Raw genomic sequence first — 26,026 nt, forward strand, 5'->3', positions numbered from 1 at the left:
CTGTAGGGCGGACAAGCGCGGAGCGCGCCTCCGCCGATTCCGGCGAGCAGGGATGCCGTTGAATGATTATCGGGCGAACGCAGGTAGGTTCAAAAAATCGATACGCCAACGCCAACGGCACGCACGCGGAGGCGCGCTTCGCGCTTGTCCGCCCTACCGATCTAGATGTTCAGATTCTTGCTACGGGGATGCCGGCGAGGCCACCCGCTGTTGGTGAGGAGATGCGCGCCTGTCACGGCACACATCAACAACGGAAGGCGGCCTCGGCGGAAGCCACGGGAAGCGGCTCAGAAGTCGTCTTCTGGCTCGCCCTTGACTGCGCTGAACACGGCGCGCTGCGAAAAGCCGCGCTGCATCAGGAAACGGATTTGCTTGTTGCGTGCGGCAGGGTCAGTGGCAACCTCGCCAAACCGGCGCTCCCACAGTTCGCGCGCACGCGCGATCTCTGTGTCGGACAGGCCGGCCTTCACTTCCTTGAGCGCTTCGCTGCTCAGGCCGTGACTCTGCAGCTCGGCCATGATGCGGCTGTTGCCAAAGCGCGCCGAGCGCCGGTGCACCAGCGATTCGGAGAAGCGCTCCTGCGACAGCCAGTTGTTCTTTTCCAGGAAATCAAGAAGGGCCTCGACATCGTCGCCCTCCTCCGCATAACGCGACAACTTGCGCCCCAGTTCCAGCCGGCTGTGCTCCCGCATCGACAAATAACGCAGGGCACGGCCCTTGAGACTGAGCCGGGGCTTCATTGCCTTGTTATTCGGCGACGGCCTTCAGCTTGGCGACTTTCGGGGTCGCCTCGGCATCGCCAACAACCGCTGGCAATTCGCGCACGCCGAGGGCGGCACGGACCTTGTTTTCAATCTCGCGTGCCAGTGCCGGACGCTCTTGCAGGTAGGTACGTGCGTTGTCCTTGCCCTGGCCGATGCGCTCGCCGTTGTAGCTGTACCAGGAACCGGACTTTTCAACGATCTTGTTGTCCGCGCCCAGGTCGAGGATTTCGCCCTCGCGCGAGGTGCCGGCGCCGTACAGGATGTCGAAGTGCGCTTCCTTGAACGGTGGCGCGATCTTGTTCTTGACGACCTTGACCTTGGTTTCGTTACCGATGACTTCGTCGCCGGACTTGATCGAGCCGGTGCGGCGGATGTCCAGGCGGACCGACGCGTAGAACTTCAGCGCGTTACCGCCGGTGGTGGTTTCAGGGCTGCCGAACATGACGCCGATCTTCATGCGGATCTGGTTGATGAAGATGACCAGGGTGTTGGTGCGGTTGATCGAACCGGTCAGCTTGCGCAGCGCCTGGGACATCAGGCGCGCCTGCAGGCCTGGCAGCGAGTCGCCCATGTCGCCTTCGATTTCAGCGCGCGGGGTCAGCGCCGCCACCGAGTCGATGACCACCAGGTCGACGCTGCCCGAGCGCACCAGCGCATCGGTGATTTCCAGTGCCTGCTCGCCGGTGTCCGGCTGCGAAATGAGCAGCTCCGACAGGTTGATGCCAAGTTTTTGTGCATAGCCGACGTCAAGCGCGTGCTCGGCATCGATAAACGCGCAGGTGCCGCCCAGCTTTTGCATTTCCGCGATGGTTTGCAGGGTCAGGGTGGTTTTACCCGACGACTCGGGACCGTAGATTTCGACGATACGGCCGCGCGGCAGGCCGCCGACGCCCAGCGCGATGTCGAGGCCGAGCGAGCCGGTCGACACGGTCTGGACTTCTTCCACCGGCATGCTGGCATCCATGCGCATGACCGAACCTTTGCCAAACTGCTTTTCAATTTGTGCCAGGGCGGCGGCGAGCGCCTTGCCCTTTTCTGCGCCATGCAATGCGGTTTTCTTATCGTCCATAATGTTCTTTCAGTCTGGGAAAAGGGCGAAGTCACTCGTTCAGCCGGTACTGTATAAAAAAACAGTGGTCTTGGCAAGCGCAACTTGCAGATATCCGTAAATAGATCAAAAATCGTGATTATTCTCGCAGTGTTACGGAAAATGAAACACAATAGGACCCTCTGCCTGTTCGACGTTCCGGTGCCCCATGCGTATTCTACTTGCCGAAGATGATAGTGTGCTTGCCGACGGACTGACGCGTTCCCTGCGCCAGTCGGGCTACGCCATCGACTGCGTGCGCAACGGCCAGGAGGCCGATACCGCCCTGTCGACCCAGGAATTCGACCTCTTGATCCTCGACCTGGGCTTGCCCAAGATGTCCGGCCTCGAAGTGCTGCGCCGCCTTCGCGCGCGCGCGTCGCTGCTGCCGGTGCTGATCCTCACTGCGGCCGATTCGATCGAGCAGCGCGTCAATGGCCTCGACCTGGGCGCCGACGACTACATGGCCAAGCCGTTCGCGCTGTCCGAACTGGAAGCGCGGGTGCGCGCCCTGACCCGGCGCGGCGCCGGCGGCGGCCCGACCGTGATCCGTCACGGCCCCCTGGTATATGACCAGGTCGGCCGCAGCGCCTACGTCAACGACCAGATGCTCGACCTGTCGGCGCGCGAACTCGGCCTGCTTGAAATCCTGCTCGCCCGCACCGGCCGGCTGGTCTCCAAAGAACAGCTGGTCGACCATCTGTGCGAATGGGGCGAAGAAGTGTCGAACAACGCCATCGAAGTCTACGTGCACCGCCTGCGCAAGAAAATAGAATTGGGCGGCGTGCGCATCGCCACCGTGCGCGGGCTTGGCTACTGCCTTGAAAAATTCTCCGATGCCGCGCGCGCCGGCGCGGACGCCCCTGCCGAATCGAAGTGAACGACCGCGACGCCGGCCTGGTCGGAATCAACGAGCCGCCTCCGCCGGCCGAACTGTACCAGCCGCCCAATCCCGAACCTGAAGAGAATATCCAGCACTCGCTATTCGGCGAGATCCTCGACTGGATGCTGGCGCCGCTGCTGCTGCTCTGGCCGATGAGTATCGCGATCACCTACCTGGTCGCCAAGTCGATCGCCAACCAGCCGTTCGACCATGCGCTGGAAGACAGCGTGACCGTGCTGGCGCAGCAGGTGCGCGAAGTCGACGGCAAGGCAGTGTCGCGCCTGCCGGGCACCGCGCGCGACATCCTGCGCGCCGACGATGTCGACAATGTCTACTTCCAGGTCACCGGCCCGTACAAGGAATACGTGGACGGCGACCGCGAGCTGCCGCTGCCCACCAACCCGGACCGCTACCGCACCGGGACTGTCCATTTCCGCAACGATGCCATGAACGGCACCCAGGTGCGCGTGGCCTTCAGCTATGTCAACCTGCGCCCGGCTGCGCGCAACACCGAACCGCATGCGGCGCTGGTGCAGGTGGCCGAAACGCTCGACAAGCGGGCCCTCCTGGCCAACGAGATCATCAAGGGCGTGATCCTCCCGCAGTTCATCATCCTGCCGATCGTGCTGGCACTGGTGTGGTTCGCGCTGGCTCGCGGCCTGTCGCCGCTGGCCGCACTGCAGCAGCGCATCCGCGCGCGCCGCCCGGACGACCTGTCGCCGATCGACGCGACCCAGGTGCCGGAAGAGATCTCGCCGCTGGTCGGTTCGCTCAACGACATGCTGGCGCGCCTGTCGCAGACCATCGACATGCAAAAGCGCTTTATCGCCGACGCCGCGCACCAGATGAAGACGCCGCTGGCCGGCATGCGCATGCAGTCGGAACTGGCGCTGCGCCAGATCGACCCGGACGAAATCCACCGCTCGCTCGAGCAGCTGGCCAAGAGTTCGGAATCGGCCACGCGCCTGGTCAACCAGCTGCTGGCGCTGGCGCGTGCCGAAAACCAGCCGCACACCGGGCTGGCATTTGAACAGGTCGACCTGAATGTGCTGGCGCGCGACACCGTGCAGGACTGGGTGCAGGCGTCGTTCACGTACCGGATCGACCTCGGCTTCGAAGTCTCGGACGCCCAGGTGGCGATTGAAGGCAACGCCATGATGCTGCGCGAACTGCTGTCGAACCTGATCGACAACGCGCTGCGCTACACCCCGGCCGGCGGCAGCGTCACCGTGCGCGTGCGCCTCGATGCCCAGCAGGCCATCCTCGAAGTCGAAGATACCGGGCCGGGCATCGCCCCGGCCGAACGGGCCCACGTGTTCGAGCGCTTTTACCGGATCCTGGGAAGCAGCGCCAGCGGCAGTGGGCTGGGCCTGGCGATCGTGCGCGAGATCGCCCAGCAGCACAGTGCCGAAGTCGATGTGTTCAGCAACCCGCGCGGCTTCGCCAGAAAACTACCCGGCAGCCTGTTCCGCGTGACCTTCCCGCGCCCGCCCAGCATCGTAGAGGAAGCGAACTGATGGAATCACAGCACGACGACGCGGGCCTGGCGGCCCGCCGCCTGCATACGCTGGTAACGGCGCGCGCGCTGCACTGGCGCCGCACCCGCGCCATCACCGGCGTTCTGCTTGCCCTGTGGCTGGTCACGACCTTCGGCACGGTGTTCTTCGCGCGTGAGCTGCAAAACCTGTCGATCCTCGGCTGGCCGCTGTCGTTCTACCTGGCGGCCCAGGGTTCGCTGCTGATCTTCCTCGCCATCATCGGCGCCTATGCCTGGGCGATGCGGCGCGCCGACCGCGAATTCGAAGCGCGCCAGCGGGAGCTTGCATGAACGGCGCCTCGCCCTACTTCAACAAGCTGTCGCGCTACTATCTCTGGTACACGGCCTGCTTCGCCGGCTTCCTGATCTCGCTCGCGCTGCTCGAGCAGGAAGGCATGCCGCGCCTGTGGATCGGCTACTCGTTCATGTTCGCCACCATCGTGCTGTACGCCGGCATTGGCGTGATCAGCCGCACCTCGAACGTCTCGGAATACTACGTCGCCGGACGGCGGGTGCCGTCGCTGTTCAACGGCATGGCCACGGCGGCCGACTGGATTTCCGCCGCCAGCTTCATCAGCCTGGCGGGCGGCCTGTACCTGCATGGTTTCGACGGCCTGGCCTACATCATGGGCTGGACCGGCGGCTACTGCCTGGTGGCCCTGCTGATCGCGCCCTACCTGCGCCGCTTCGCCCAGTACACCATTCCCGACTTCCTGGCGACGCGCTACGGCGGCGGCGCGGGGGGGCGCGGCGGTCCGGTGCGCGCGATGGCGGTCGGCGCCACCATCGTTGTCTCGTTCACTTATGTCGTCGCGCAGATTTATGCGGTCGGCCTGATCGCCTCGCGCTTCACCGGGGTCGACTTCTCGGTCGGGATTTTCCTCGGCCTGGCCAGTATCCTGGTGTGCTCCTTCCTTGGCGGAATGCGCGGCATCACATGGACCCAGGTGGCGCAGTACATCATCATCCTGGTGGCCTTCCTGATCCCGACCATGTGGCTGTCGGTGAAGCACGCCGACATCCCGATCCCGCAGCTGGCCTACGGCTCGGTGATGCCGAAGCTTGCCCAGCGCGAGGCCGAACTGGCGGCCGATCCAAAAGAGCAGCAGGTGCGCGCCATCTTCCGGGAGCGCGCCCAGGCGTACCAGGCGAAGATCGCGGCGCTGCCGGCATCGTGGGAGCGCGGCAAGGAGGACGTCCAGCGTCAACTCGACGAAGTCCGCATGCGCAACGCGTCGCTGGCCGAGATTCGCGCCGCCGAGCGCGCCCTGATCAACTACCCGAAGGATGCGGCCGACGCGCGCAGCATCTGGGGCGGCGCGCGCGACGCCAACCTGAAACGCGCCCGCAAGCTTGCGCCTCACGCCACGCCATTCCCGGGCGACGACCCGGTCCAGTCGGACATCCGCCGGAATAACTTCCTCGCGCTGGTGTTTTGCCTGATGCTCGGCACCGCTGCGCTGCCGCACATCCTGATGCGGTCATACACCACGCCGTCGGTGCGCGAGACCCGAGGCTCGGTGTTCTGGACGCTCTTCTTCATCTTGCTGGTCTACCTGACAATTCCGGCGCTGGCGGTGCTGGTCAAGTACGACATCTACAGCTCGCTGGTGGGCGCCGATTTCAGCAAGCTGCCCGACTGGATCTCTTACTGGGCCAATGTCGACAAGGTCAGCCCCTTGATCAGCATCGCCGACATCAACCGCGACGGCATCGTGCAGCTGGCCGAAATCGCCATCGATGGCGACGTGCTGGTGCTGGCCACGCCTGAAATCGGCGGCCTGCCCTACGTGGTGTCGGGCCTGGTGGCGGCCGGCGGCCTGGCCGCCGCGCTGTCGACCGCCGACGGCCTGCTGCTGGCCATCTCCAACGCGCTGTCGCACGACGTCTATTACAAGATCGTCGACCCGACCGCGTCAACCCAGAAGCGGGTGACGATCTCCAAGCTGCTGCTGCTGGCGGTGGCGTTCATCGCCGCCTACGCCGCCTCGCAGCGGCCGGCCGACATCCTCTCGCTGGTGGGCGCGGCATTCTCGCTGGCGGCGTCGACGCTGTTCCCGGCGCTGGTATTGGGCGTGTTCTGGAAGCGCGCCAACCACCAGGGCGCCATCGCCGGCATGATCGCGGGCTTCGTCATGTGCCTGTATTACATGCTGACCACCTACCCCGGTTTCGGCGGCTCGGCGGCGGCCCAGTGGTTCCACATCGCGCCAATTTCGGCCGGTATTTTCGGGGTGCCGGCCGGCATCGCCGTGATGGTGCTCGCCAGCCTGCTGACGGCGCCGCCGAGCCGCAGGTCGGACGCGCTGGTCGACCATATCCGCTCGCCTGAATAGCTGGCGCTTCTGATAGCTATTGTTGGTTTTCCGTCAATGATATTGTTCTGTCGCAATCCGCGCGGTGGCATGACGCGCAGACTGGTTCTTTTTAAAATTTCGGAGATCGCATGCCCAAGTTGGTTTGTTCCCTGCGCCTGTTAGTCGGGCTGTCGCTGCTGTCGGTGGCCGCATTGGCCGGCGCCGCGCCGCCCATCGAAAGCTTCTTTGGCAACCCGGTGCTGGACGCGCCGGTGCTCTCGCCCAATGCACGGTTCGTGGCGCTGCGCGAAGCCGAAACCGGCAAGCGCGACCGGCTAGCCGTGATCGATGTAGCGACCAACACCATGACGTCGATCGCCGCCTTCGGCAACGGCGACGTTGGCCGCTTCCATTGGGTGAACGACAACCGCCTGGTGTTCGACACCCACGACAGCCAGTCGGCCCAGGGTGAACGCGAATACGCGCCAGGCCTGTATGCGATCGACCGCGACGGCAAGAATTTCGTCCAGCTGGTCGACCGCGCCGGCGAAGGCGGCCGGATCGAGACCGGGAGCATGATCAAGACCAGCAAGCAGCTGCCCTGGCACACCTTCATCCTGGACCAGGTGGGGCGCCAGGATTCCGACTGGATTTACGTGCGCAGCAACTCGTACGACTCGAACTGGGAAGTGTCGAACGTCAAGCTGATCCACCTGAATACGCGCACCCAGCAGTCCACCAACCTGATCGGTCCGGCTGGCACCCGCCGCTTCATCCTCGACCACAATGGCGAGCCGCGGCTGGCGCTGGCCTATGAGGGCGACCAGCAAGCGATCTACCATCGCGACCGCGTCGGCGGCGACTGGCGCAAGCTGACCAGCTTTGCGTCGTACAAGGCGCAGGCGGGCTCGTTCTCGCCGCTGGCGTTCGGCCCCGACGGCACCCTGTATGTCGAGGCGACGGCGGGCAAGGACAAGGCGTCGGTGCACACCTACAACCTGGCTAGTGGCAAACTCAGCGATGAGCCAGTGGTGGAAACGAAAGGTTATGACTTCACCGGCAATCTGGTGATCAGCAACGGCAAAGTGCTTGGCCTGCAGGTCACCACCGACGCCGAGTCGAATGTCTGGATCGATCCGGCAATGCAGGCGATCCAGAAAGAAGTCGATAGCAAACTGACGTCGACGGTCAACCTGATCTCGATCGCGGCCCGGCCCGAGCTGCCGGTGGTGCTGGTCACCGCCTACTCGGACGTGCAGCCGCGCGCGTTCTTGCTGTACAACACCAAGACCAAGGCCTTCATCCGGATCGGCGCGTCCTACCCGGCGATCAAGCCGGAGCAGATGGGCCGCCAGAAACCGGTGCGCTACAAGGCGCGCGACGGCCTCGAGATTCCTGCCTTGCTGACCATGCCTCCGGGCGCCAAGAAGGACAAGCTGCCGCTGGTGGTGGTGGTCCACGGCGGCCCCTATCTGCGCGGCAATGCGTGGGGCTGGGATTCCGATTCGCAGTTCCTCGCCACGCGCGGCTACGCCGTGCTGGAGCCGGACTTCCGCGGCAGTACCGGATATGGCAATGCCCACTTCCGCGCGGGCTGGAAGCAATGGGGCAAGGCGATGCAGGACGATATCGCCGATGGCGTCAAGTGGGCGGTGGCGCAGGGCATCGCCGATCCAGACCGCGTGTGCATCGCCGGCGCCAGCTACGGCGGCTACTCGGTGCTGATGGGGCTGATCAACGACCCCGGGCTGTACAAATGCGGGATCAACTGGGCGGGCGTCACCGACATCGGTCTGCTCTACAGCGGCAGCTGGGGCTTCATGTCCAACGTGACGGCGCGCTATAGGCGCTACGGCATGCCAGAACTGCTGGGCGACCCGGTCAAGGACGCCGCGCAATTCGAGGCCACCTCGCCGCTGCTGCAGGCCGCGCGCGTGACGCAGCCGCTGTTGCTGGCCTATGGCGGCGCCGACGAGCGGGTGCCGATCTACCACGGCAAAAAGTTCCACGCCGCGGTCAAGAAGACCAATCCGAATGTCGAGTGGATCGAATACCGGACCGAGGGCCATGGCTGGGCGCTGCCGGAGAACCGCATCGATTTCTGGTCGCGCGTGGAGAAATTCCTCGACCGGCACATTGGCAAGCCGTAACACAGCCGGCAATTTGCGGTAATCTGAAGCCATTGCATCCACCGTCCACAGGAGCTGCGCATGTCGTCCGGAAAAATCCTCGTTGCACAGGGAGGCGGGCCAACCGCCGTGATCAACCAGTCGCTGGTCGGCGTCGTGCTGGAGGCACGGCGTTTCCGCCATGTGACGCGGGTGTACGGCGCGCTGCACGGGGTGCGCGGCATCATCAACGAAGACTTTGTCGACCTGACGCAGGAAACCAGCCACAACCTGGAACTGGTGGCCAGCACGCCGTCATCCGCGCTCGGCTCGACCCGCGACAAGCCTGACCTGGCCTACTGCCACAAGATCTTCGAGGTGCTGCGCGCGCACGAGATCGAGCACTTTTTCTACATCGGCGGCAATGACTCGTCCGACACGGTGCGGATCGTCAGCGAAGAGGCGCGCAAGGCTGGCTATCCGCTGCGCTGCATCCATATCCCGAAAACCATCGACAACGACCTGGTCGGCAATGACCATACGCCGGGCTTCCCGTCGGCGGCGCGCTTCGTGGCACAGGCGTTCGCCGGTGCCAATCTCGACAACGCGGCCTTGCCAGGCGTATATGTCGGCGTCGTGATGGGGCGCCATGCGGGCTTCCTCACGGCCGCGTCGGCATTGGGCAAGAAGTTCCCGGATGATGGTCCCCACCTGATCTACATTCCGGAGCGCACCTTCGACATCGAGCGCTTCCTCGCCGACGTGAAGCGGACCTACGAGAAGTTTGGCCGTTGCGTGATTGCGGTATCGGAAGGTATTCATGATGCCTCGGGCGAAGCGATCGTCAGCCTGCTGGCCAAGGAAATCGAGCGCGACGACCATGGCAACGTGCAGCTGTCGGGCACCGGTGCGCTGGCCGACTTGCTGTGCGAAGAGATCAAGACGAAACTTGGCATCAAGCGGGTACGCGGCGACACCTTCGGTTACCTGCAGCGCTCGTTCATCGGCTGCGTGTCGGATGTCGACCAGCGCGAGGCGCGCGAGGTGGGCGAAAAGGCGGTGCAGTTCGCGATGTGGGGTGACAGCGACGGCTCGGTGGCAATCAAGCGTACCGGCTACTACTCGGTCGACTACGAGCTGATGCCGCTCGAAGACGTGGCCGGCAAGACACGCGTGATGGAAGACGAATTCATCACTGCCGACGGCACCGACGTGACCGACGCGTTCAGGCTGTACCTGCGGCCGTTGCTGGGATCGAAGATGCCCGATGCGTATCGGTTACGGCCCGCGCCGGTGGAAAAGATTCTCAATAAATGAATTCGCCACGAGAAAGGCGGCTGACTTCACCCGATTCCCACTTCATCAATGCCAGGATGGCGGACAGATAGCGTGAGAAAGCGCCGGCCGCCTCACTGGCCTCCGCCCAAATCTCGAGGTCAGCGCCATTCAGCTTAACGCCTTCCGGCTCGGCGATCTGTGCGACCGACTGCGTCAGGTTTGCATTGTCAAAGTGAATGCCACTTCCGTACATGTGCATCATCACCAGTCCGTCGTCAAAAAAACGAAGGCGCGACCCAACTCGTTCGACGTACAAGGCAAATAGGTCCTCATCCCAGAATTCCAACGCGGTACCAACAGACACCAGGTTTTCATCATCGTCAAACACCTGGTAGCTGTCGGCAAACATATCGGCAAGATTGCTCACGGCACCGCCATCCTTTCGTTGTGCGCCTTGGCGCGGGGGGCGCGGGCGCGAACGCAATATCTGTTTGTGCGCAAAACCGGGCAAGGACGTCCTCATACTCCCAGTCGTACCAGCCGACGCTACCATCGTTTCGCAGGGAGCCAAAGTGCTCGTGTGGCTGGCGGTGCTTGGTCTTGTCTCGCTTGGCTCCCCGGCTCACACACAACTGCTAGACCCGATCCATGCCGTACGAGTTCATTCGAAATACAGAAAACGTGTAGCGCGCACCACCAGTTCCCCGCCACGCTTTGAAATCAGCAAAAGCAAAAAAACCACGTCCGACCGCTAGGCCGTGACGTGGTTTTCTTAAAGGCGGAAAGAAGGGTTGCTTATTCGACGATCGTCGGGTGCTCGTCACCCTCGCGTACGCGGATCACGCCGATGCGCGATACGGTCTCGCCGGCTGCCTGCAACTGGGCGAACGCGGCATCCGCGTTGTCTTTCGAGACGATGACGATCATGCCGATGCCGCAGTTGAACACGCGGTGCATCTCAGCGTCGGCGACGCCGCCGTGCTGCTGCAGCCAGGTGAACAGCGGAGGCATGGTCCACGACTTCGAATCGAGCACGGCGGTCAGGCCAGGCTGCAGCACGCGCGGGATGTTTTCCACCAGGCCGCCACCGGTGATGTGCACCATGCCCTTGACTTCCATCGAGGCCATCAGCGCCAGCAGCGGCTTGACGTAAATGCGGGTCGGCTCCATCAGCACGTCCGACAGCTTGCGGCCGTGGAAGTCGCCTTCCAGGTCCGGCTTGGCCACTTCGATGATCTTGCGCACCAGCGAATAACCGTTCGAGTGCACGCCCGACGAGGCCAGGCCGAGGATCACGTCGCCCGGGGTAATCTTGGTGCCGTCGATGATCTGCGATTTTTCGACCGCGCCGACGGCGAAGCCGGCCAGGTCGTATTCGCCGGCCGGGTACATGCTTGGCATTTCAGCGGTCTCGCCGCCGATCAGCGCGCAGCCTGCCTGCTCGCAGCCCTGGGCGATGCCCTTGACGACGGCGGTGGCGATCGGAACGTCGAGCTTGCCGCAGGCAAAGTAATCGAGGAAGAACAGCGGCTCGGCGCCCTGCACCAGGATGTCGTTGACGCTCATGGCGACCAGGTCGATGCCGACCGTGTCATGGCGGTTCAGCTCGAACGCCAGGCGCAGCTTGGTGCCGACGCCGTCGGTGCCGGAGACCAGGACTGGCTCCTTGTACTTCTTGCTGATCTCGAACATGGCGCCAAAACCGCCAAGGCCGCCCATGACACCTTCGCGCATGGTGCGCTTGGCAAACGGCTTGATAGCTTCGACCAAAGCGTCGCCGGCATCGATGTCGACGCCTGCGTCACGGTAAGAGAGTGAAACATTTGAAGGTTGGCTCATGGTGTTTTTCGCAGCGGAGGCGGTAAAATAGAAGGCGGTGGATCAGCCCGGCCCAAACGAAGTCATTTCGCAGCCGGTTGCTGGTCAATTCGCTATTTTATCAAAATGCCCCGCCCGCAGCCGGTTTAACCGAGATAACAACAGATCCATGCCTTTTTCATTCGCGTCCTTGCAGCCGAGATTTCCGACTGTCCGCGCAACAGCTTTTATAATGCCTGATGCAAATGACGCGGAAAGCAGGAAATTCAGGATGAAACGGTCGCCATGAAACAACTGGTGCTCGATCTAGGCGCAGACCAGGCGCAGAGCCTCGATTCGTTCGAGGTGGGACAGAACGCCGAACTGGCGCATCTGATGCATCAGTTCGCCGAACGCACGTCGCGCGAGCATTTTGCCTACCTGTGGGGCGAGGCCGCCGCCGGCAAGACCCACCTGCTGCAGGCGCTGGCGGCGACCGGCAACTCGCGCTACATCCCGTTTGACGCCCCCGAAGGCGACTTTGTCTACAGCCCGGACGTCAGCCTTTACCTGCTCGACGACTGCAATTTGCTCTCGGGCCAGGCGCAGATCGACGCCTTCGCGCTGTTCAACCAGATCCGCGAACACGGCGCCTACATGGTATCGACCGGGCCGGTGCCGCCGGCGGTGCTGCCGGTCCGCGAAGACCTGCGCACCCGTATGGGCTGGGGCCTGATTTACCAGATCCACGGCCTGTCGGACGACGAAAAGATCGCCGCGCTGACCCATGCGGCCGAATCGCGCGGTTTGACGCTGTCGGCCAGCGTGTTACCCTACTTGCTGTCACACTTTAAGCGCGACATGCGCTCCCTATCGACGATGCTCGACGCACTCGACCAATATTCACTCGAAACCCAGCGCCCTGTCACCCTGCCGCTCCTGCGCGACCTGCTGCTCCAGTCGGAACCGAAAGAATGAGCAACCTGGCCCTGTTTGACCTCGACCACACCCTGTTGCCGATCGATTCGGACTACGAATGGGGCCAGTTTTTGGTCCGCACCAACGCCGTCGATCCGATCGAATTCAAGCGCCGCAACGACGCCTTCTTCCTGCAGTACCAGGCCGGCACGCTCGATCCGGTCGAATACCTCGAATTCGCGCTTGGCGCGCTGGCACGCTTTCCACGCACCCAGCTCGATGCCATGCACGCGCAGTTCATGCACGAGGTGATCAACCCGTCGATCCGCTCCTGCGCGCGCGACCTGCTGCAGAAGCACCATGACGCCGGCGACCTGGTGGCCATCATCACCGCCACCAACCGCTTCGTCACCGCGCCGATCGCCAAAGAACTCGGCGTCCAGCACCTGATCGCCGCCGTGCCAGAAGAAGACGCGCAGGGCAACCTGACCGGCAAGCTGCTGGGCGAGCCGACCTCGGGCCCCGGCAAGGTCACTCACACCCACGCATGGCTTGCAACCATGGGCAGACCGCTCGACACCTTCGAGCGCAGCCACTTTTACAGCGACTCGCATAACGATATCCCGCTGCTTTCCGTTGTCACCCACCCTGTCGCGACCAACCCGAACGCCGTGCTGGCGACGCACGCGGCGAACCTTGGCTGGCCTTTACTCCACTTATTCAATGATTAAAAAATTCATCCGCAAGATCCTTGGCGTTAAAGACCAGCGCGACCCGACCGAGCCAGTGGTGCTCGGCGCGGCCGAACACGGAATCGATCCGAAACTGCTGTCGTCAAACGCGATCCGCGTCACGTCAACCTTGCAGGACGCGGGGTTCAAGGCCTTTGTGGTGGGCGGCGCGGTACGCGACCTGCTGCTCGGGGTGAAGCCGAAAGACTTCGACATCGCCACCAATGCGACACCGGAAGAAGTAAAGAAGCTGTTCCGCCGCGCATTCATCATCGGCCGCCGCTTCCAGATCGTGCACGTAATGTTTGGCCAGGACCTGCTGGAGGTGACTACCTTCCGCGGCGCCGGTGAAGCCAACGCGCCGAAAGATGAACACGGCCGCGTCCTGCGCGACAACAGCTTCGGCCCGCAGCATGAAGATGCGATGCGCCGCGATTTCACCATCAACGCGATGTACTACAACCCGGCCACGCAAGAAGTGCTGGACTACCACGGCGGCATCGCCGACATCCGCGACAAGACCTTGCGCATCATCGGCCAGCCGGAAGCGCGCTACCGCGAAGACCCGGTGCGCATGCTGCGCGTGGTGCGCTTCGCCGCCAAGCTGCAGTTCACCATCGAGCCGACCACCCGCGCGCCGATCGCCGTGATGGCGCCGCTGATCGACAACGTGCCGGCTGCGCGCGTGTTCGACGAAATGCTCAAGCTGCTCATGAGCGGCCACGCGCTGGCCTGCCTGCAGCAGCTGCGCAAGGAAGGCCTGCACCACGGCCTGCTGCCGCTGCTGGACGTGGTGCTGGAACAGCCGATCGGCATGAAGTTCGTGACGCTGGCGCTGGAATCGACCGACAACCGCGTCAAGGCCGGCAAGGGCGTCTCGCCTGGCTTCCTGTTCGCGTCGCTGCTGTGGCACCAGGTGGTCGAGAAGTGGACCGCCTACAAGGCCGCCGGCGAATCGCCGATCCCCGCCCTGCACCTGGCCGCCGACGACGTACTCGATTCGCAGACCGAACAGCTGGCCCTGCAGCGCCGCATCGCGTCGGACATGCGCGACATCTGGTCGATGCAGCCGCGCTTCGAGCGCCGCAACGGCAAGACGCCGTACAAGCTGCTGGAACACCCGCGCTTCCGCGCCGGCTACGACTTCCTGCTGCTGCGCTGCGAGTCCGGCGAGATCGAGATGGAACTGGGCGACTGGTGGACCGCGTTCTATGAAGGCGATCCGAACGAACGCGAACAGCTGGTCGCTACCGCCAACGCCGCGCCATCGGGCGCCAAGCGCAAGCGCGCACCACGCCGCGCGCCGCGCAAGACCGGCGCCGGCGCAGCGAACGAGAGCACCACGAGCGAGGAATGATCGCTTACATCGGTATCGGCGCCAACCTGGGCGACGCGCTGGCCAACGTCGATGACGCCCTGGTGCGGCTGGCAAAGATGCCCTCGACGCAGCTGCTCGCCAGTTCGGCGAAATATCGCACCGCGCCGATCGACTCGTCGGGCGACGACTACATCAATGCGGTGGCTCTTATCGACACTAACCTCGGCGCGCATGCGCTTCTGGCCGCGCTGCAGGACATCGAGCTGGCGCACGGGCGCGAGCGCCCTTACCGCAATGCGCCGCGCACGCTTGACCTGGATGTGCTGCTGTACGGCGACCAGGTGATCGACACGCCGGCCTTGCAGGTACCGCACCCGCGCATGCTCGAGCGCGCGTTCGTCGTGGTCCCGCTGCTTGAAATCGCGCCCGATGCGGCGGTTCCCGGCCGCGGTCCGGTGCAGCAGTTCATCGGCGATGTAGCCAGTCAGCAGATCGCGAAGCTTCCGTAGCCATGCAAATCCCGGTCATCGTCCAGACCACTGGCTTGCTGGTGCTGTCGAACATCTTCATGACCATCGCATGGTATGGCCATCTGAAGAATATGTCGTCCAAGGCATGGTGGTACGCCGCGCTGGTCAGCTGGGCGATCGCGCTGTTCGAATACCTGCTGCAGGTGCCGGCCAACCGTATCGGCCACACCCAGTACAGTCTTGCTCAGCTCAAGATCCTGCAGGAGGCGATCACGCTGACCGTGTTCGTGCCGTTCGCGATGTTCTACATGAACCAGCCATTCAAGCTCGATTACGTCTGGGCCGGCCTGTGCCTGGTCGGAGCGGTCTACTTCATCTTCCGGACCTGATCCGGCACGTTCACCCGGTTGGCATTACACTATCGCCGTTGGCGTCAAATTCGATATCAAAGGAATAATATGAGCGGTTACTTGCAGGGTAAAGACATGGCTGGCGGAGATCAGAAGGCAGCGACTGCGCCTGCCGCTCCGGTGGTCACGAAGGCCGTCACCATTCCATCGCTGAACGCCATGCGCGCGGCCGGCAACAAGATCTCGATGCTGACCTGTTACGACGCGAGCTTCGCCGCGTTGATGGACCGCTGCGGCGTGGAAGTGCTGCTGATCGGCGATTCGCTCGGCATGGTATGCAATGGCCACCAGTCGACCTTGCCGGTCACGCTGGCCGAGGTGGCGTACCACACCGCCGCCGTTGCGCGCGGCAGCAAGAGCGCGATGATCGTCGCCGATATGCCGTTCGGGACCTATGCGACGAAAGAAGCGGCGTTCGACAACGCCGTCAAGCTGATCCAGGCTGGCGCACACATGGTCAAGATCGAAGGCGGCGCCTGGCTGGCCGACACCGTGCGCTTCCTGACCGAACGCGCCATTCCGGTCTGCGCGCACCTCGGCCTGACGCCGCAGTCGGTCCACCAGCTGGGCGGCTACAAGGTGCAGGGCAAGACCATCGAAAGCGCCGACCAGCTCAGGTCCGATGCGGTGCTGCTGGCCGAATCGGGCGCGGCGATGCTGGTGCTGGAAGCGATTCCCGCAGGCCTGGGCAAGGACGTGACCGATATCCTGGCGATTCCGACCATCGGCATTGGCGCAGGTCCCGACTGCTCGGGCCAGGTGCTGGTCATGCATGACCTGCTGGGCGTGTTCCCGGGCCGTAAAGCGCGCTTCGTGAAGAACTTCATGGACGGCCAGACCACCATCGACGCTGCGGTGTCGGCGTACGTTAACGCGGTCAAGGACGGCAGCTTCCCGGCGCCGGAGCACTGCTTCTGACGAGGCGGCACGATGAGCGGCGATGACCAGTCACGGCTGTTTGTCGCGCTCTGGCCCGGCCAGCCGGTCCGGCAGGTGCTGCACAGCTGGCGCGACGCCTGGCAATGGCCGCGCGGCGCGACGCCGGTCAAGCCGGAACGGCTGCACATGACGCTGCACTTCCTGGGCAGCGTTGCCAACGAGCGCATTCCTGAACTGCGCGAGGCGCTGGCGGTGCCATTTGACTCCTTTGAACTTGAATTCGGCCAGGCGACATTGTGGCCGCATGGGATCGCTGTGCTGGAGCCGCTTGCGGCGCCCGCGCAGCTACTGCGGCTGCACGCGGATCTTGGCGCGGCCCTGGAACGGCTGGGCATCCCAGTCGATGAGCGCAGTTTCAAACCGCATGTGACGATGGCGCGGCGGGCGGCCAAGGCGACCGTGCCGGAAAGCGGACCGCCACTGATGTGGGCAGTCGATGGTTATGCGCTGATGGAATCGAGCGCCGGCGGTTACCGCGTGCTACAAACCTACCCATAGCCTCGTCGTTCCCGCGCAGGCGGGAACCTATACCCCGCGTGAACGGCTGGCGAAGTTGGATTCCCGCCTGCGCGCACTGCTGTCCGGAATAATCTTGTTGACAGTGCGATTGCATCAATCGGGTTCGGGAAGCTCACAGAAATCGCGACATTGAGACTTGGAATGCAAGACTTAACGTCGCCCCTGCGAAGGCAGGGGTCCATACTCGGAACGATTCGTATGGGCCCCTGCCTGCGCAGGGGCGATGTTGGCCTGCATTGCCGATTTCCTTGTGGCTGTGGCTTCTAAAACGACGCTTGGCTGCCGAGCGATTCGTGTCAGCAGAATATTCCGGACAGCAGTGCGCCCTCGCGGGAACGACGCCTAAGTGATCTGGATCCAGGTCGTCTTCAGCTCGGTGTACTTGTCGAACGCATGCAGCGACTTGTCGCGCCCATTGCCCGATTGCTTGACGCCCCCGAACGGCACCGTGATGTCGTCGCTGTCGTACTGGTTCACGTGCACGGTCCCGGCTTGCAGCGCGCGCGACACCTTGATCGCCTTGCTGATATCCGACGTCCACACCCCCGCTGCGAGGCCGTACGGCGTGGCATTCGCCTGCTTGACGGCCTCGTTCACATCGGTGAAGGTCAGCACCGACAGCACCGGGCCGAAAATTTCCTCCTGCGCGATGCGCATGTCGTTGTCCACCTTGTCGAACAGCGTCGGCGCCACGTAATAGCCGCCGCTCTCAACCCGCACCGCCTCCCCGCCAGCGAGCAGCTTGGCGCCGCCCGCCTTGCCCGCCTCGATATAGCCCATCACGGTTTTCATCTGGGCCGCATCGACGATGGCGCCCATGATCGTCTCATCGTCGAGCGGGTCGCCCGGCGCGTAGCGCGGGATCATCGCCAGCGCCTTTTCGAGGAACGCCTCCTTGATCGACGCTTCGACGAACAGGCGCGATGGCGCATTGCAGCTTTCGCCCTGGTTGAAGTAGATCGAGCCGATGGCGGCGCTGACAGCGGCGTCGAGGTCGGGACAGTCGGCGCAAACGATGTTGGCCGATTTGCCGCCCAGCTCAGTCCACGCGCGTTTCATGTTCGACTCGGCGGCCATGCGCAAAATCGCGCGGCCGGTACGGGTCGAGCCGGTAAAGCCGATGCAGTCGACATCCATGTGCTCCGCCAGCGCCGCTCCTGCTTCGTTACCGAAGCCCGGCACCACGTTGAACACGCCCGCCGGCAGGCCGGCCTCGATGGCGATTTCGGCCAGCCGCAGCGCGGTCAGCGGCGATTTTTCGGACGGCTTGAGCACCAGGCTGTTACCTGCTGCCAGCGCAGGGCCGATCTTCCACGCGGCCATCAGCATCGGGTAATTCCACGGCACGATGGCGCCCACCACGCCGACCGGCTCGCGCGTGACCAGCGCCAGCGAATCGTCGCCGGTCGGCGCGATCTGGTCGTAGATCTTGTCGATCGCCTCGCCGTACCAGCGGATGCAGTTCGCCGCCAGCGGCACGTCGACGTTCTTGCTGTACTTGATTGGCTTGCCCATGTCGAGCGTTTCAAGCAGCGCAAGTTCTTCCGCGTTCTTGAGCATCAGCTCGGCGAACTTGATCAGCACACGCTTGCGCGCCGCCGGCGCCTTGCCGGCCCAGCGCCGGTCCTCGAAAGCGGCACGGGCCGAAGCCACGGCTGCATCGACATCGGCCTTGTCGCAGCGCGCCATCATGCCCAGCGTGCGGCCGTCGACCGGCGACAGGTTGTCGAACTGCTGTCCGGACTGCGCCCACACCCGCTCGCCGCCAATAACCGCGCGTCCGTCGATTTTCAATGCGCTTGCGCGCTCGTGCCACTGTGCCATGTCTCGCTCCTGAAATCTGAAATTAGTCGAACCATCCGCCATAGCTTAACTGACAACGGGAATTTGAGGCCACAGTACGGTTTTTTTGCGTTTGCGCCGTCGATACCCGCGCCTTCTACAGCTATAATCGCCCAATTTTCCAGTCAGGCAATTACCCAGGGCGGAGTTAAACCACATGAATTACACCTTGATTACCTCGGTCGTGCTGTATTTGCTGGGCACGCTCGCACTGGGGCTTTGGGCGGGCACGCGCATCAAGAATACGGCTGACTTCGCAGTCGCCGGCCGCAGCCTGCCATTGATCATGGTGGTCACCCCCACCTTCGCCACCTGGTTTGGCGCCGAGACGGTGATGGGCATTCCGGCCAAGTTTATCGAAGGCGGGCTCAACGCCGTGGTGGAAGACCCGTTCGGCGCGGGCATGTGCCTGATCCTGGTGGGCGTGTTCTTCGCCGCCAAGCTGTACAAGCTGAACCTGCTGACCATCGGCGACTACTACCGTCAGCGCTACGGCAAAGGGATCGAGGTGTTCTGCTCGGCCGCCATCATCATGAGCTACCTGGGCTGGGTCGCGGCGCAGGTCACGGCGCTTGGCCTGGTGTTCTCGGTGCTGACCAACGGCGCCATGTCGCCGGCCGCCGGCATGATCGTCGGCACCCTGGCAGTACTGATCTATGTGGTCGTAGGCGGCTTCCTGGCGGTGGCGATCACCGACTTCATCCAGATGATCGTGCTGGTGGTCGGCCTGTCGATCATCGCCTTCTTCTCGGCCCAGCTGGCCGGCGGCGCCGACCAGGTGTTTGCGATGGCCGCCCAGCAGGACCTGTGGCGCATGCTGCCGCCGCCGACCTTCCATGACATCGTGTTCTTTATCGGCGCGGCCGTCACGATGATGTTCGGCAGTATCCCGCAGCAGGACGTGTTCCAGCGCGTGATGTCGGCCAAGGACGCGCCTACCGCCCGAACCGGGGCGATCATCGGCGGCGCCAGCTACATCATGTTCGCTTTCGTGCCGATGTTTATCGTCGCAGCGGCCATCCTGGTGATGGGCGACGCCGGCCTGGCGATGGCCAAGAACGATTACCAGCGCCTGCTGCCGACTTTCGTGATGACCAAGATGCCGCTGATGATGCAGATCCTCTTCTTCGGCGCGCTGCTGTCGGCCATCAAGAGCACTTCGTCGGCCACCTTGCTGGCGCCGTCGACCAGCTTCGTCGAGAACATCCTCAGGCACCTGCGCCCGGGCATGGACGACCGCCAGAAGCTGTTCGCCATGCGCAGCACCATCGTGGTGTTCGCCGCGCTGGTGCTGGCGTATGCGATTGCGATGGAAGGCACCTCGATTTACGAGCTGGTATCGGCGGCGTACCAGGTGCCGCTGGTAGCGGCGTTCGTGCCGCTCGTGATGGGGCTGTACTGGAAGCGCGCGACGACGCAGGGCGCCATCGCGGCGGTTGCGCTGGGGATGGGAACGTGGCTAGTCTTCTTCCCGCAGATTTCCAGCTTCGGCGAGGTGTTCCCCGGCCAGCTGGCCGGCCTGATCGCAGCGTTCGTGGGCATGGTCGCGGGATCGGTCCTGCCGCAAGTGCTGCAGGACCGCCGCGAAATCTGAGAGAAACCCGTAGGGCGGATAAGACCGCAGGTCGCATCCGCGTGCTCGCGCCACGTTGACGCATGCGCGCGGATGCGACCTTCGGCCTTATCCGCCCTACGTTTACTTAAACAGCCCGCGCTGGCGCAGGTCGGCCAGCGTGGCGTCGAGCGCGTCTCGGATGCGCCCGACCATCTCGTCGATCTGCACCTTGGTCATTACCAGTGGCGGCGCGATGATCATGCGGTCGCCCACGGCGCGCATGATGATCCCATTGTTGAACATGTGGCCGCGGCAGATCATGCCGACGCCGTCGTCCGATCCGAACGGCTCGCAGTCGTACACCGCATCCGCCTTCTTCTTCACCAGGTTCAGTCCCGCCACGAACCCGCAGGCGTCCGGATGGCTGACCAGTGGATGGCTGGCCAGCGCGCAGAATGCCTGGCGCAGGTAAGGGCCGGTATCGACCGCTACTGCCGATACCAGCTTCTCGTCCTGGATGATGCGCAGGTTTTCGAGGGCGGCCGCGCAGGAAACCGGGTGGCCTGAATACGTGAACCCGTGGTTGAAGTCCCCGCCCTTGTCGATCAGGACGCTGGCGACGCGGCTGCCAACCAGTACGCCGCCCAAAGGCACGTAGCCGGACGTGACGCCTTTGGCAAACGTGATCAGGTCAGGCTTGATCTGCATCAGCTCCGACCCGAACATGGCGCCCAGGCGGCCAAACCCGGTGATGACTTCATCGGCGATCAGGAGGATCTCGTACTTGTCGCAGATGCGCTGGATTTCGGGCCAATAGGTCGATGGCGGGATGATTACCCCGCCGGCGCCCTGCACCGGCTCGCCGATGAAGGCGGCGACCTTTTCCGGCCCGAGCTCGAGGATCTTTTCTTCCAGCCAGCCAGCGGCGACGATGCCGAATTCTGCTTCCGTCATGCCGCGCCCCGACTCGGCGTAGTTAGGCTGGCCGATGTGCGCCACGCCCGGAATCATGCCGCCCTGCGCGTGCATGCCCGACATGCCGCCAAGCGCCGCGCCGGCCACCGTGCTGCCGTGGTAGCCGTTGATGCGCCCGATGATGGTGTGGCGGTCCTTGTAGCCCAGCAGGTCCCAGTAACGCCGCACCATCCGCACGTTGGTGTCGTTCGCCTCGGACCCCGAGCTGGTGAAGAACACATGTTTGAACGAAGGCGGCGCGAGATCGGCCAGCAGCGTGGCCAGCTGCACGGCAGGCAGGTTGGTCGTGTTGAAGAAGCTGTTATAGAACGGCAGCGTCTCCATCTGGCGATACACCGCCTGCGAGATGCTGGTGCGGCCGTAGCCGACGTTCACGCACCACAGGCCGGACATGCCGTCCATGATCTTGTTGCCGTCCGAGTCCCACAGGTAGACGCCTTCGCCGCGCACCATGACGCGCGCGCCCTTGTCGGCCAGCGCTGCGTGGTCGGTGAACGGATGGATGAAATGCGCCGAGTCGAGCTTGCGCACGGCGGCGGTGTCGACGTCCTGCCCGGCCGCGGATTTGGTATCTGAGATTGCTGCCATGATGGCCTCCCGTGTTGTGTTGAGGGTCATACGTGAAGCAACAAATGCTCGCGTTCCCATGGACTGATGACAGTCATGAATTCCTGGTGTTCCAGGTCCTTGATGGCGGCGTAGACATCGATGAAGCGTTCGCCAAGCACCGTGCGCAGCTTGTCTTCGCCGCGCAGCAGCGCCAGCGCTTCGGGCAGTCCTTGCGGCAGCTCGAACGGCATGTCGTAGGCGCTGCCGCCCATCATCGCGGTCGGTTCGAGCTGCTCGGTCATGCCAAGGTAGCCGCAGGCCAGCGTGACGGCCAGCGCCAGGTACGGGTTGGCATCGGCGCCGATGATGCGGTTCTCGACGCGGCGGTCCTGCACGCCCGATTCCGGCACGCGGAAGCCCACGGTGCGGTTATCGAGGCCCCACTGGATGTTGATCGGGGCGGCTGTGTGGCGCACGATGCGGCGGTACGAATTGACGTACGGCGCGACGATCGCCATCGCCGACGGCATGTAGCGCTGCAGGCCGCCGATATAGTGCTTGAACAGCGGCGAGGACGACCCGTCTTCATTGCTGAAGATATTCCAGCCGGTCTTTACGTCGACCACGCTCTGGTGCACGTGCATCGCCGAACCCGGCTCGCCGGCCATCGGCTTGGCCATGAAGGTGGCGTACATGTCGTGCTTGAGCGCCGCTTCGCGCAGGGTGCGCTTGAAGTAGAACACCTTGTCGGCCAGGCCGAGCGGATCGCCGTGCAGGAAGTTGATCTCCATCTGGCCGGCGCCGATCTCGTGGATCAGCGTGTCGACGTCGAGGTTCATCATTTCGCAGTAATCGTAGATGTCCTCGAACAGCGGGTCGAACTCGTTGACGGCGTCGATCGAATACACCTGGCGGCTGGTCTCGGCGCGGCCGCTGCGGCCGATCGGCGGTTTCAGGGGCAGGTCGGGATCGATGTTCTTGGCGGTCAGGTAGAACTCCAGCTCCGGCGCCACCACCGGCTTCCAGCCCTTTTCTTCGTACAGCTTGAGCACGCGGCGCAGCACCGTGCGCGGCGCGAAGTCGACCAGTTTGCCGTCGGCGAAATAACAGTCGTGGATCACCTGCCCGGTCGGGTCGGCAGCCCACGGCACCATCGTGATGGTGGTCGGGTCGGCCTTCAGGATCATGTCGCGGTCGGTGGCCGAAATGGCGCGGTCGTACGGTCCGTCATTGACCGGGTAGTTGCCGGTCACGGTCATGCCCAGCACCGCTTCCGGAATGCGCATGCCGCGGTCCTGGGTGAATTTGGCGCGGGGAAGGATCTTGCCGCGGGCGACGCCGGTCAAGTCGGGAACCAGGCATTCAATTTCGGTGACTCGCTTTTCATTGAGCCACAAATCCATGTCGGTATAAGTAAAGTTTTCACGAATTGCCATAATGCTCTCTCTATTGTCTTGCTCGTTGCGAGCGGCCAGGATCGGCCGCGCGCGTGAATCTGCGGGGTGGAGAGCGACGCCAGGGCACGCGGCAGGCGGCCCATTCCTGGCAGGGCGTCATCATTTCAGCCCCAGGCGCCGCTCCCGGTACTCGCGGCACGCCTGGCCAAAAGCGCCGAACAGCTTCATCGAATCGGGGTTTTGCAGCAGGCGCCACTCCGGATGCCACTGCAGTGCCAGCGCAAACGGCGCCGTCGGCACCGAGAACGCTTCCACCAGGCCGTCGTGCGCAGTCGCCTCGATGACGATGCCGGCGCCAAGGCGGTCGATGCCCTGCCCATGCAGCGAGTTGACGACGATTTCGTCGACGCCGCCGAGGATGCGCGACATCAGCCCGCCCGGCACCAGCGCGATCGGATGCTTCGGCCCATACTGGTTGTCGAGCGTGTCGCCGGGATTCTCGCGGTGATCCATCATGCCGCTGATGTTTTGCACCGCCTGGTGCAGGCTGCCGCCCAGCGCCACGTTCATTTCCTGGAAGCCGCGGCAGATCGCCAGGATCGGCACGCCGCGGTTGAGCGCCGCGCGGATCAGCGGCAAGGTGGTGGCGTCGCGCGCCGGATCGAGCGGCAAGGCCGGGTCGAGCACATCCTGCTCGTAATGGCTCGCATGGACGTTCGATGCCGAACCGGTCAGCATGATCCCGTCCGCATTGCCCAGCACGCTATCGATGTCGACAGCATCGCCCAGCGCCGGCACGATCAGCGGCGCACAGTTTGCCCCCTGGGCAACCGCGTCGATGTATTTGTACTGGACGGCGTGGTAGGGGTGCCCCCCGATGTCACGCGTGCAGGCAGGAACGATAACGACAGGGCGGCGCATGATGTCTCACCTTTTCCGTTTGATGTCGCGTTCGGCCCATCTTAAATCCGATCTCGGCTGAACGCGAGTAGCTCATTATCCACATCATTTGTGACATGGTAGCAGGTAGAGCTTACCGGGAAGTGGCCAACCATGCCAACACACAAGTTATTCCTTTGATTACATTTGCTCCACTGCGGCGGCCACCCGGCTTCCGACCCACTCCCTGAAAACGGGGTAGCATGTGAACTCTGAACTGTTGAACATGATTGAGGAAATGCCATGCTGAACCTGAAAGACCCTTCCCTGCTGCGTCAGCAATGCTTCATCAACGGCGAATGGTGCGACGCGGACGACGCCAGCACCATCGATGTCGTCAACCCGGCAACCGGCGAACGCCTCGGCACCGTGCCACATATGGGCCAGGCCGAAACCAGGCACGCCATCGAGGCCGCCAACGCCGCCTGGCCGGCATGGCGCAAGAAGAGCGCCAAGGAGCGCGCCGCCATCCTGCGCGCCTGGAATGACCTGATGCTCGCCAACGCCGACGACCTGGCGCTGATCATGACCGCCGAACAGGGCAAGCCGCTGGCCGAAGCCAAGGGCGAAGTTGTCTACGCCGCCTCATTCATCGAATGGTTCGCCGAAGAGGGCAAGCGCGTTGCCGGCGATACGCTGCAGTCGCCGTGGCCCGACCGCCGCATGGTGGTCACCAAGGAGCCGATCGGCGTCTGCGCGGCCATCACGCCGTGGAACTTCCCTGCGGCGATGATCACCCGCAAGGTCGGTCCCGCACTTGCCGCGGGCTGCCCTATCGTCGTCAAGCCGGCCGAGCTGACGCCGTTCTCGGCGCTGGCGCTGGCGGTGCTGGGCGAACGCGCTGGTTTGCCGAAAGGCGTGTTCAGCGTCGTGACGGGCGACTCCAAGGCGATCGGGCTGGAAATGACCAGCAACCCGATTGTCCGCAAGGTCAGCTTTACCGGTTCGACCCAGGTTGGCCGCATCCTGATGCAGCAATGCGCGCCGACGATCAAGAAGGTATCGCTGGAACTGGGCGGCAATGCGCCCTTCATCGTGTTCGACGACGCCGATATCGATGCCGCAGTCGAAGGGGCGATCGCCTCGAAGTACCGCAACGCCGGCCAGACCTGCGTGTGCGCGAACCGCTTGTACGTGCAGGACGGCATCTACGAACAATTCGCCGAAAAACTGGTCGCCGCTGTCGACAAGCTGAAAGTCGGCAATGGCGTGGACGCGGGGGTGACGCAGGGGCCGCTGATCGAGGAAAAGGCCGTGGTCAAGGTCGAGCAGCATATTGCCGACGCCTTGTCGAAAGGCGCGCGCCTGATGACCGGCGGCAAGCGCCATGCGCTTGGGCACAGCTTCTTCCAGCCGACCGTGCTGGCCGATGTGACGACCGGGATGCAGGTGGCGGGCGAAGAGACCTTCGGCCCGCTGGCGCCGCTGTTCCGCTTCAAGACGGAGGACGAAGTGATCGCGATGGCCAACGACACCGAGTTCGGCCTGGCGGCGTACTTCTACTCGCGCGATATCGGGCGCGTGTGGCGCGTGGCCGAAGCCCTCGAAACCGGCATGGTCGGCGTGAATACCGGATTGATCTCGAACGAGGTGGCCCCGTTCGGCGGCGTCAAGCAGTCAGGCCTCGGGCGCGAAGGCTCGGTGTACGGGATGGACGATTATCTCGTCATCAAATACATTTGCATGGGCGGCATGTAGACCTGTCCGCCCTGC

At 63.7% G+C, this 26,026-nt stretch carries 23 protein-coding genes; 15 read left to right on the forward strand and 8 right to left on the reverse strand.

Annotated elements, in window-relative coordinates:
• Positions 1–287: 287 nt before the first annotated feature.
• Positions 288–740, reverse strand: a complete 453-nt coding sequence (gene recX / locus I4X03_RS11735; RefSeq protein WP_223468405.1) for a recombination regulator RecX — start codon at positions 738–740, stop codon at positions 288–290.
• Positions 741–747: 7 nt separating this feature from the next.
• On the reverse strand, positions 748–1,833 hold the full coding sequence (gene recA, locus I4X03_RS11740; protein ID WP_223468406.1) for a recombinase RecA: 1,086 nt from the start codon (positions 1,831–1,833) through the stop codon (positions 748–750).
• Positions 1,834–2,020: 187 nt separating this feature from the next.
• Here recA and I4X03_RS11745 point away from each other — a divergent pair, with 187 nt between their 5' ends.
• The 6 genes from I4X03_RS11745 (at position 2,021) to I4X03_RS11770 (ending at position 9,993) form a co-directional block, all read left to right on the forward strand.
• On the forward strand, positions 2,021–2,731 hold the full coding sequence (locus I4X03_RS11745; protein WP_223468407.1) for a response regulator: 711 nt from the start codon (positions 2,021–2,023) through the stop codon (positions 2,729–2,731).
• On the forward strand, positions 2,728–4,251 hold the full coding sequence (locus tag I4X03_RS11750; protein ID WP_370660511.1) for a sensor histidine kinase: 1,524 nt from the start codon (positions 2,728–2,730) through the stop codon (positions 4,249–4,251). Before I4X03_RS11745 ends, I4X03_RS11750 begins: the two co-directional genes overlap by 4 nt.
• Complete coding sequence (locus I4X03_RS11755; protein WP_223468408.1) at positions 4,251–4,562, forward strand: DUF4212 domain-containing protein; 312 nt, start codon at positions 4,251–4,253, stop codon at positions 4,560–4,562. The genes I4X03_RS11750 and I4X03_RS11755 overlap by 1 nt, the downstream gene beginning before the upstream one ends.
• Positions 4,559–6,607 (forward strand): sodium:solute symporter family protein, encoded by a 2,049-nt coding sequence (locus tag I4X03_RS11760; RefSeq protein ID WP_223468409.1) that lies wholly within the window; start codon positions 4,559–4,561, stop codon positions 6,605–6,607. The genes I4X03_RS11755 and I4X03_RS11760 overlap by 4 nt, the downstream gene beginning before the upstream one ends.
• Positions 6,608–6,717: 110 nt before the next feature.
• Positions 6,718–8,718 carry an alpha/beta hydrolase family protein gene (locus tag I4X03_RS11765; protein WP_223468410.1) on the forward strand — a complete coding sequence of 667 codons (2,001 nt, stop codon included), beginning with the start codon at positions 6,718–6,720 and terminating at the stop codon, positions 8,716–8,718.
• A 60-nt stretch (positions 8,719–8,778) separates the two neighbouring features.
• Complete coding sequence (locus I4X03_RS11770; protein ID WP_223468411.1) at positions 8,779–9,993, forward strand: 6-phosphofructokinase; 1,215 nt, start codon at positions 8,779–8,781, stop codon at positions 9,991–9,993.
• Here I4X03_RS11770 and I4X03_RS11775 read toward each other — a convergent pair.
• The gene (locus I4X03_RS11775) at positions 9,983–10,381 is read right to left on the reverse strand and encodes a DUF1828 domain-containing protein (protein WP_223468412.1); all 399 of its coding nucleotides are present in this window, start codon (positions 10,379–10,381) and stop codon (positions 9,983–9,985) included. The genes I4X03_RS11770 and I4X03_RS11775 overlap by 11 nt on opposite strands.
• Positions 10,382–10,749: 368 nt before the next feature.
• The gene (purM, locus tag I4X03_RS11780) at positions 10,750–11,793 is read right to left on the reverse strand and encodes a phosphoribosylformylglycinamidine cyclo-ligase (RefSeq protein ID WP_223468413.1); all 1,044 of its coding nucleotides are present in this window, start codon (positions 11,791–11,793) and stop codon (positions 10,750–10,752) included.
• 264 nt (positions 11,794–12,057) lie between these two features.
• On the opposite strand from purM, the gene hda reads away from it, so the two are divergent.
• From hda to thpR, 7 genes are all read left to right on the forward strand, one after another.
• On the forward strand, positions 12,058–12,729 hold the full coding sequence (gene hda / locus I4X03_RS11785; RefSeq protein ID WP_223468414.1) for a DnaA regulatory inactivator Hda: 672 nt from the start codon (positions 12,058–12,060) through the stop codon (positions 12,727–12,729).
• Positions 12,726–13,400 (forward strand): histidinol-phosphatase, encoded by a 675-nt coding sequence (locus tag I4X03_RS11790; RefSeq protein ID WP_223468415.1) that lies wholly within the window; start codon positions 12,726–12,728, stop codon positions 13,398–13,400. The genes hda and I4X03_RS11790 overlap by 4 nt, the downstream gene beginning before the upstream one ends.
• Positions 13,393–14,757, forward strand: coding sequence for a polynucleotide adenylyltransferase PcnB (pcnB, locus tag I4X03_RS11795; RefSeq protein WP_223468416.1), 1,365 nt, complete (start codon positions 13,393–13,395; stop codon positions 14,755–14,757). Before I4X03_RS11790 ends, pcnB begins: the two co-directional genes overlap by 8 nt.
• Positions 14,754–15,227, forward strand: a complete 474-nt coding sequence (gene folK, locus I4X03_RS11800) for a 2-amino-4-hydroxy-6-hydroxymethyldihydropteridine diphosphokinase (RefSeq protein ID WP_223468417.1) — start codon at positions 14,754–14,756, stop codon at positions 15,225–15,227. Before pcnB ends, folK begins: the two co-directional genes overlap by 4 nt.
• A 2-nt stretch (positions 15,228–15,229) precedes the next feature.
• On the forward strand, positions 15,230–15,577 hold the full coding sequence (locus I4X03_RS11805) for a DMT family protein (RefSeq protein ID WP_223468418.1): 348 nt from the start codon (positions 15,230–15,232) through the stop codon (positions 15,575–15,577).
• Between the two features lie 69 nt (positions 15,578–15,646).
• Entirely contained in the window at positions 15,647–16,516 is an 870-nt protein-coding gene (gene panB, locus I4X03_RS11810; RefSeq protein WP_370660512.1) for a 3-methyl-2-oxobutanoate hydroxymethyltransferase, read from the forward strand.
• A 12-nt stretch (positions 16,517–16,528) separates the two neighbouring features.
• Complete coding sequence (gene thpR / locus I4X03_RS11815; protein WP_223468419.1) at positions 16,529–17,035, forward strand: RNA 2',3'-cyclic phosphodiesterase; 507 nt, start codon at positions 16,529–16,531, stop codon at positions 17,033–17,035.
• Positions 17,036–17,398: 363 nt separating this feature from the next.
• Here thpR and I4X03_RS11820 read toward each other — a convergent pair whose 3' ends face one another.
• Positions 17,399–18,880, reverse strand: coding sequence for an aldehyde dehydrogenase (locus I4X03_RS11820; protein WP_223468420.1), 1,482 nt, complete (start codon positions 18,878–18,880; stop codon positions 17,399–17,401).
• 175 nt (positions 18,881–19,055) lie between these two features.
• On the opposite strand from I4X03_RS11820, the gene I4X03_RS11825 reads away from it, so the two are divergent.
• Positions 19,056–20,492: a high affinity choline transporter 1 gene (locus I4X03_RS11825; RefSeq protein WP_223468421.1), complete on the forward strand. Its 1,437-nt coding sequence runs from the start codon at positions 19,056–19,058 to the stop codon at positions 20,490–20,492.
• A gap of 102 nt (positions 20,493–20,594) precedes the next feature.
• Here I4X03_RS11825 and I4X03_RS11830 read toward each other — a convergent pair whose 3' ends face one another.
• From I4X03_RS11830 to I4X03_RS11840, 3 genes are all read right to left on the reverse strand, one after another.
• A complete protein-coding gene (locus tag I4X03_RS11830; protein WP_223468422.1) occupies positions 20,595–22,016 on the reverse strand; it encodes an aspartate aminotransferase family protein in 1,422 nt (473 codons plus the stop codon).
• Positions 22,017–22,042: 26 nt separating this feature from the next.
• Positions 22,043–23,413, reverse strand: a complete 1,371-nt coding sequence (locus I4X03_RS11835) for a glutamine synthetase family protein (protein WP_223468423.1) — start codon at positions 23,411–23,413, stop codon at positions 22,043–22,045.
• 120 nt (positions 23,414–23,533) lie between these two features.
• On the reverse strand, positions 23,534–24,295 hold the full coding sequence (locus tag I4X03_RS11840; RefSeq protein ID WP_223468424.1) for a gamma-glutamyl-gamma-aminobutyrate hydrolase family protein: 762 nt from the start codon (positions 24,293–24,295) through the stop codon (positions 23,534–23,536).
• 261 nt (positions 24,296–24,556) lie between these two features.
• Between I4X03_RS11840 and gabD the strand changes: the two genes are divergently transcribed.
• On the forward strand, positions 24,557–26,011 hold the full coding sequence (gabD, locus tag I4X03_RS11845; protein WP_223468425.1) for an NADP-dependent succinate-semialdehyde dehydrogenase: 1,455 nt from the start codon (positions 24,557–24,559) through the stop codon (positions 26,009–26,011).
• Positions 26,012–26,026 lie beyond the last annotated feature (15 nt).

It is taken from the genome of Massilia soli (genome assembly GCF_016809835.1).
Classification (GTDB): Bacteria; Pseudomonadota; Gammaproteobacteria; order Burkholderiales; family Burkholderiaceae_D; genus Telluria_A; species Telluria_A soli.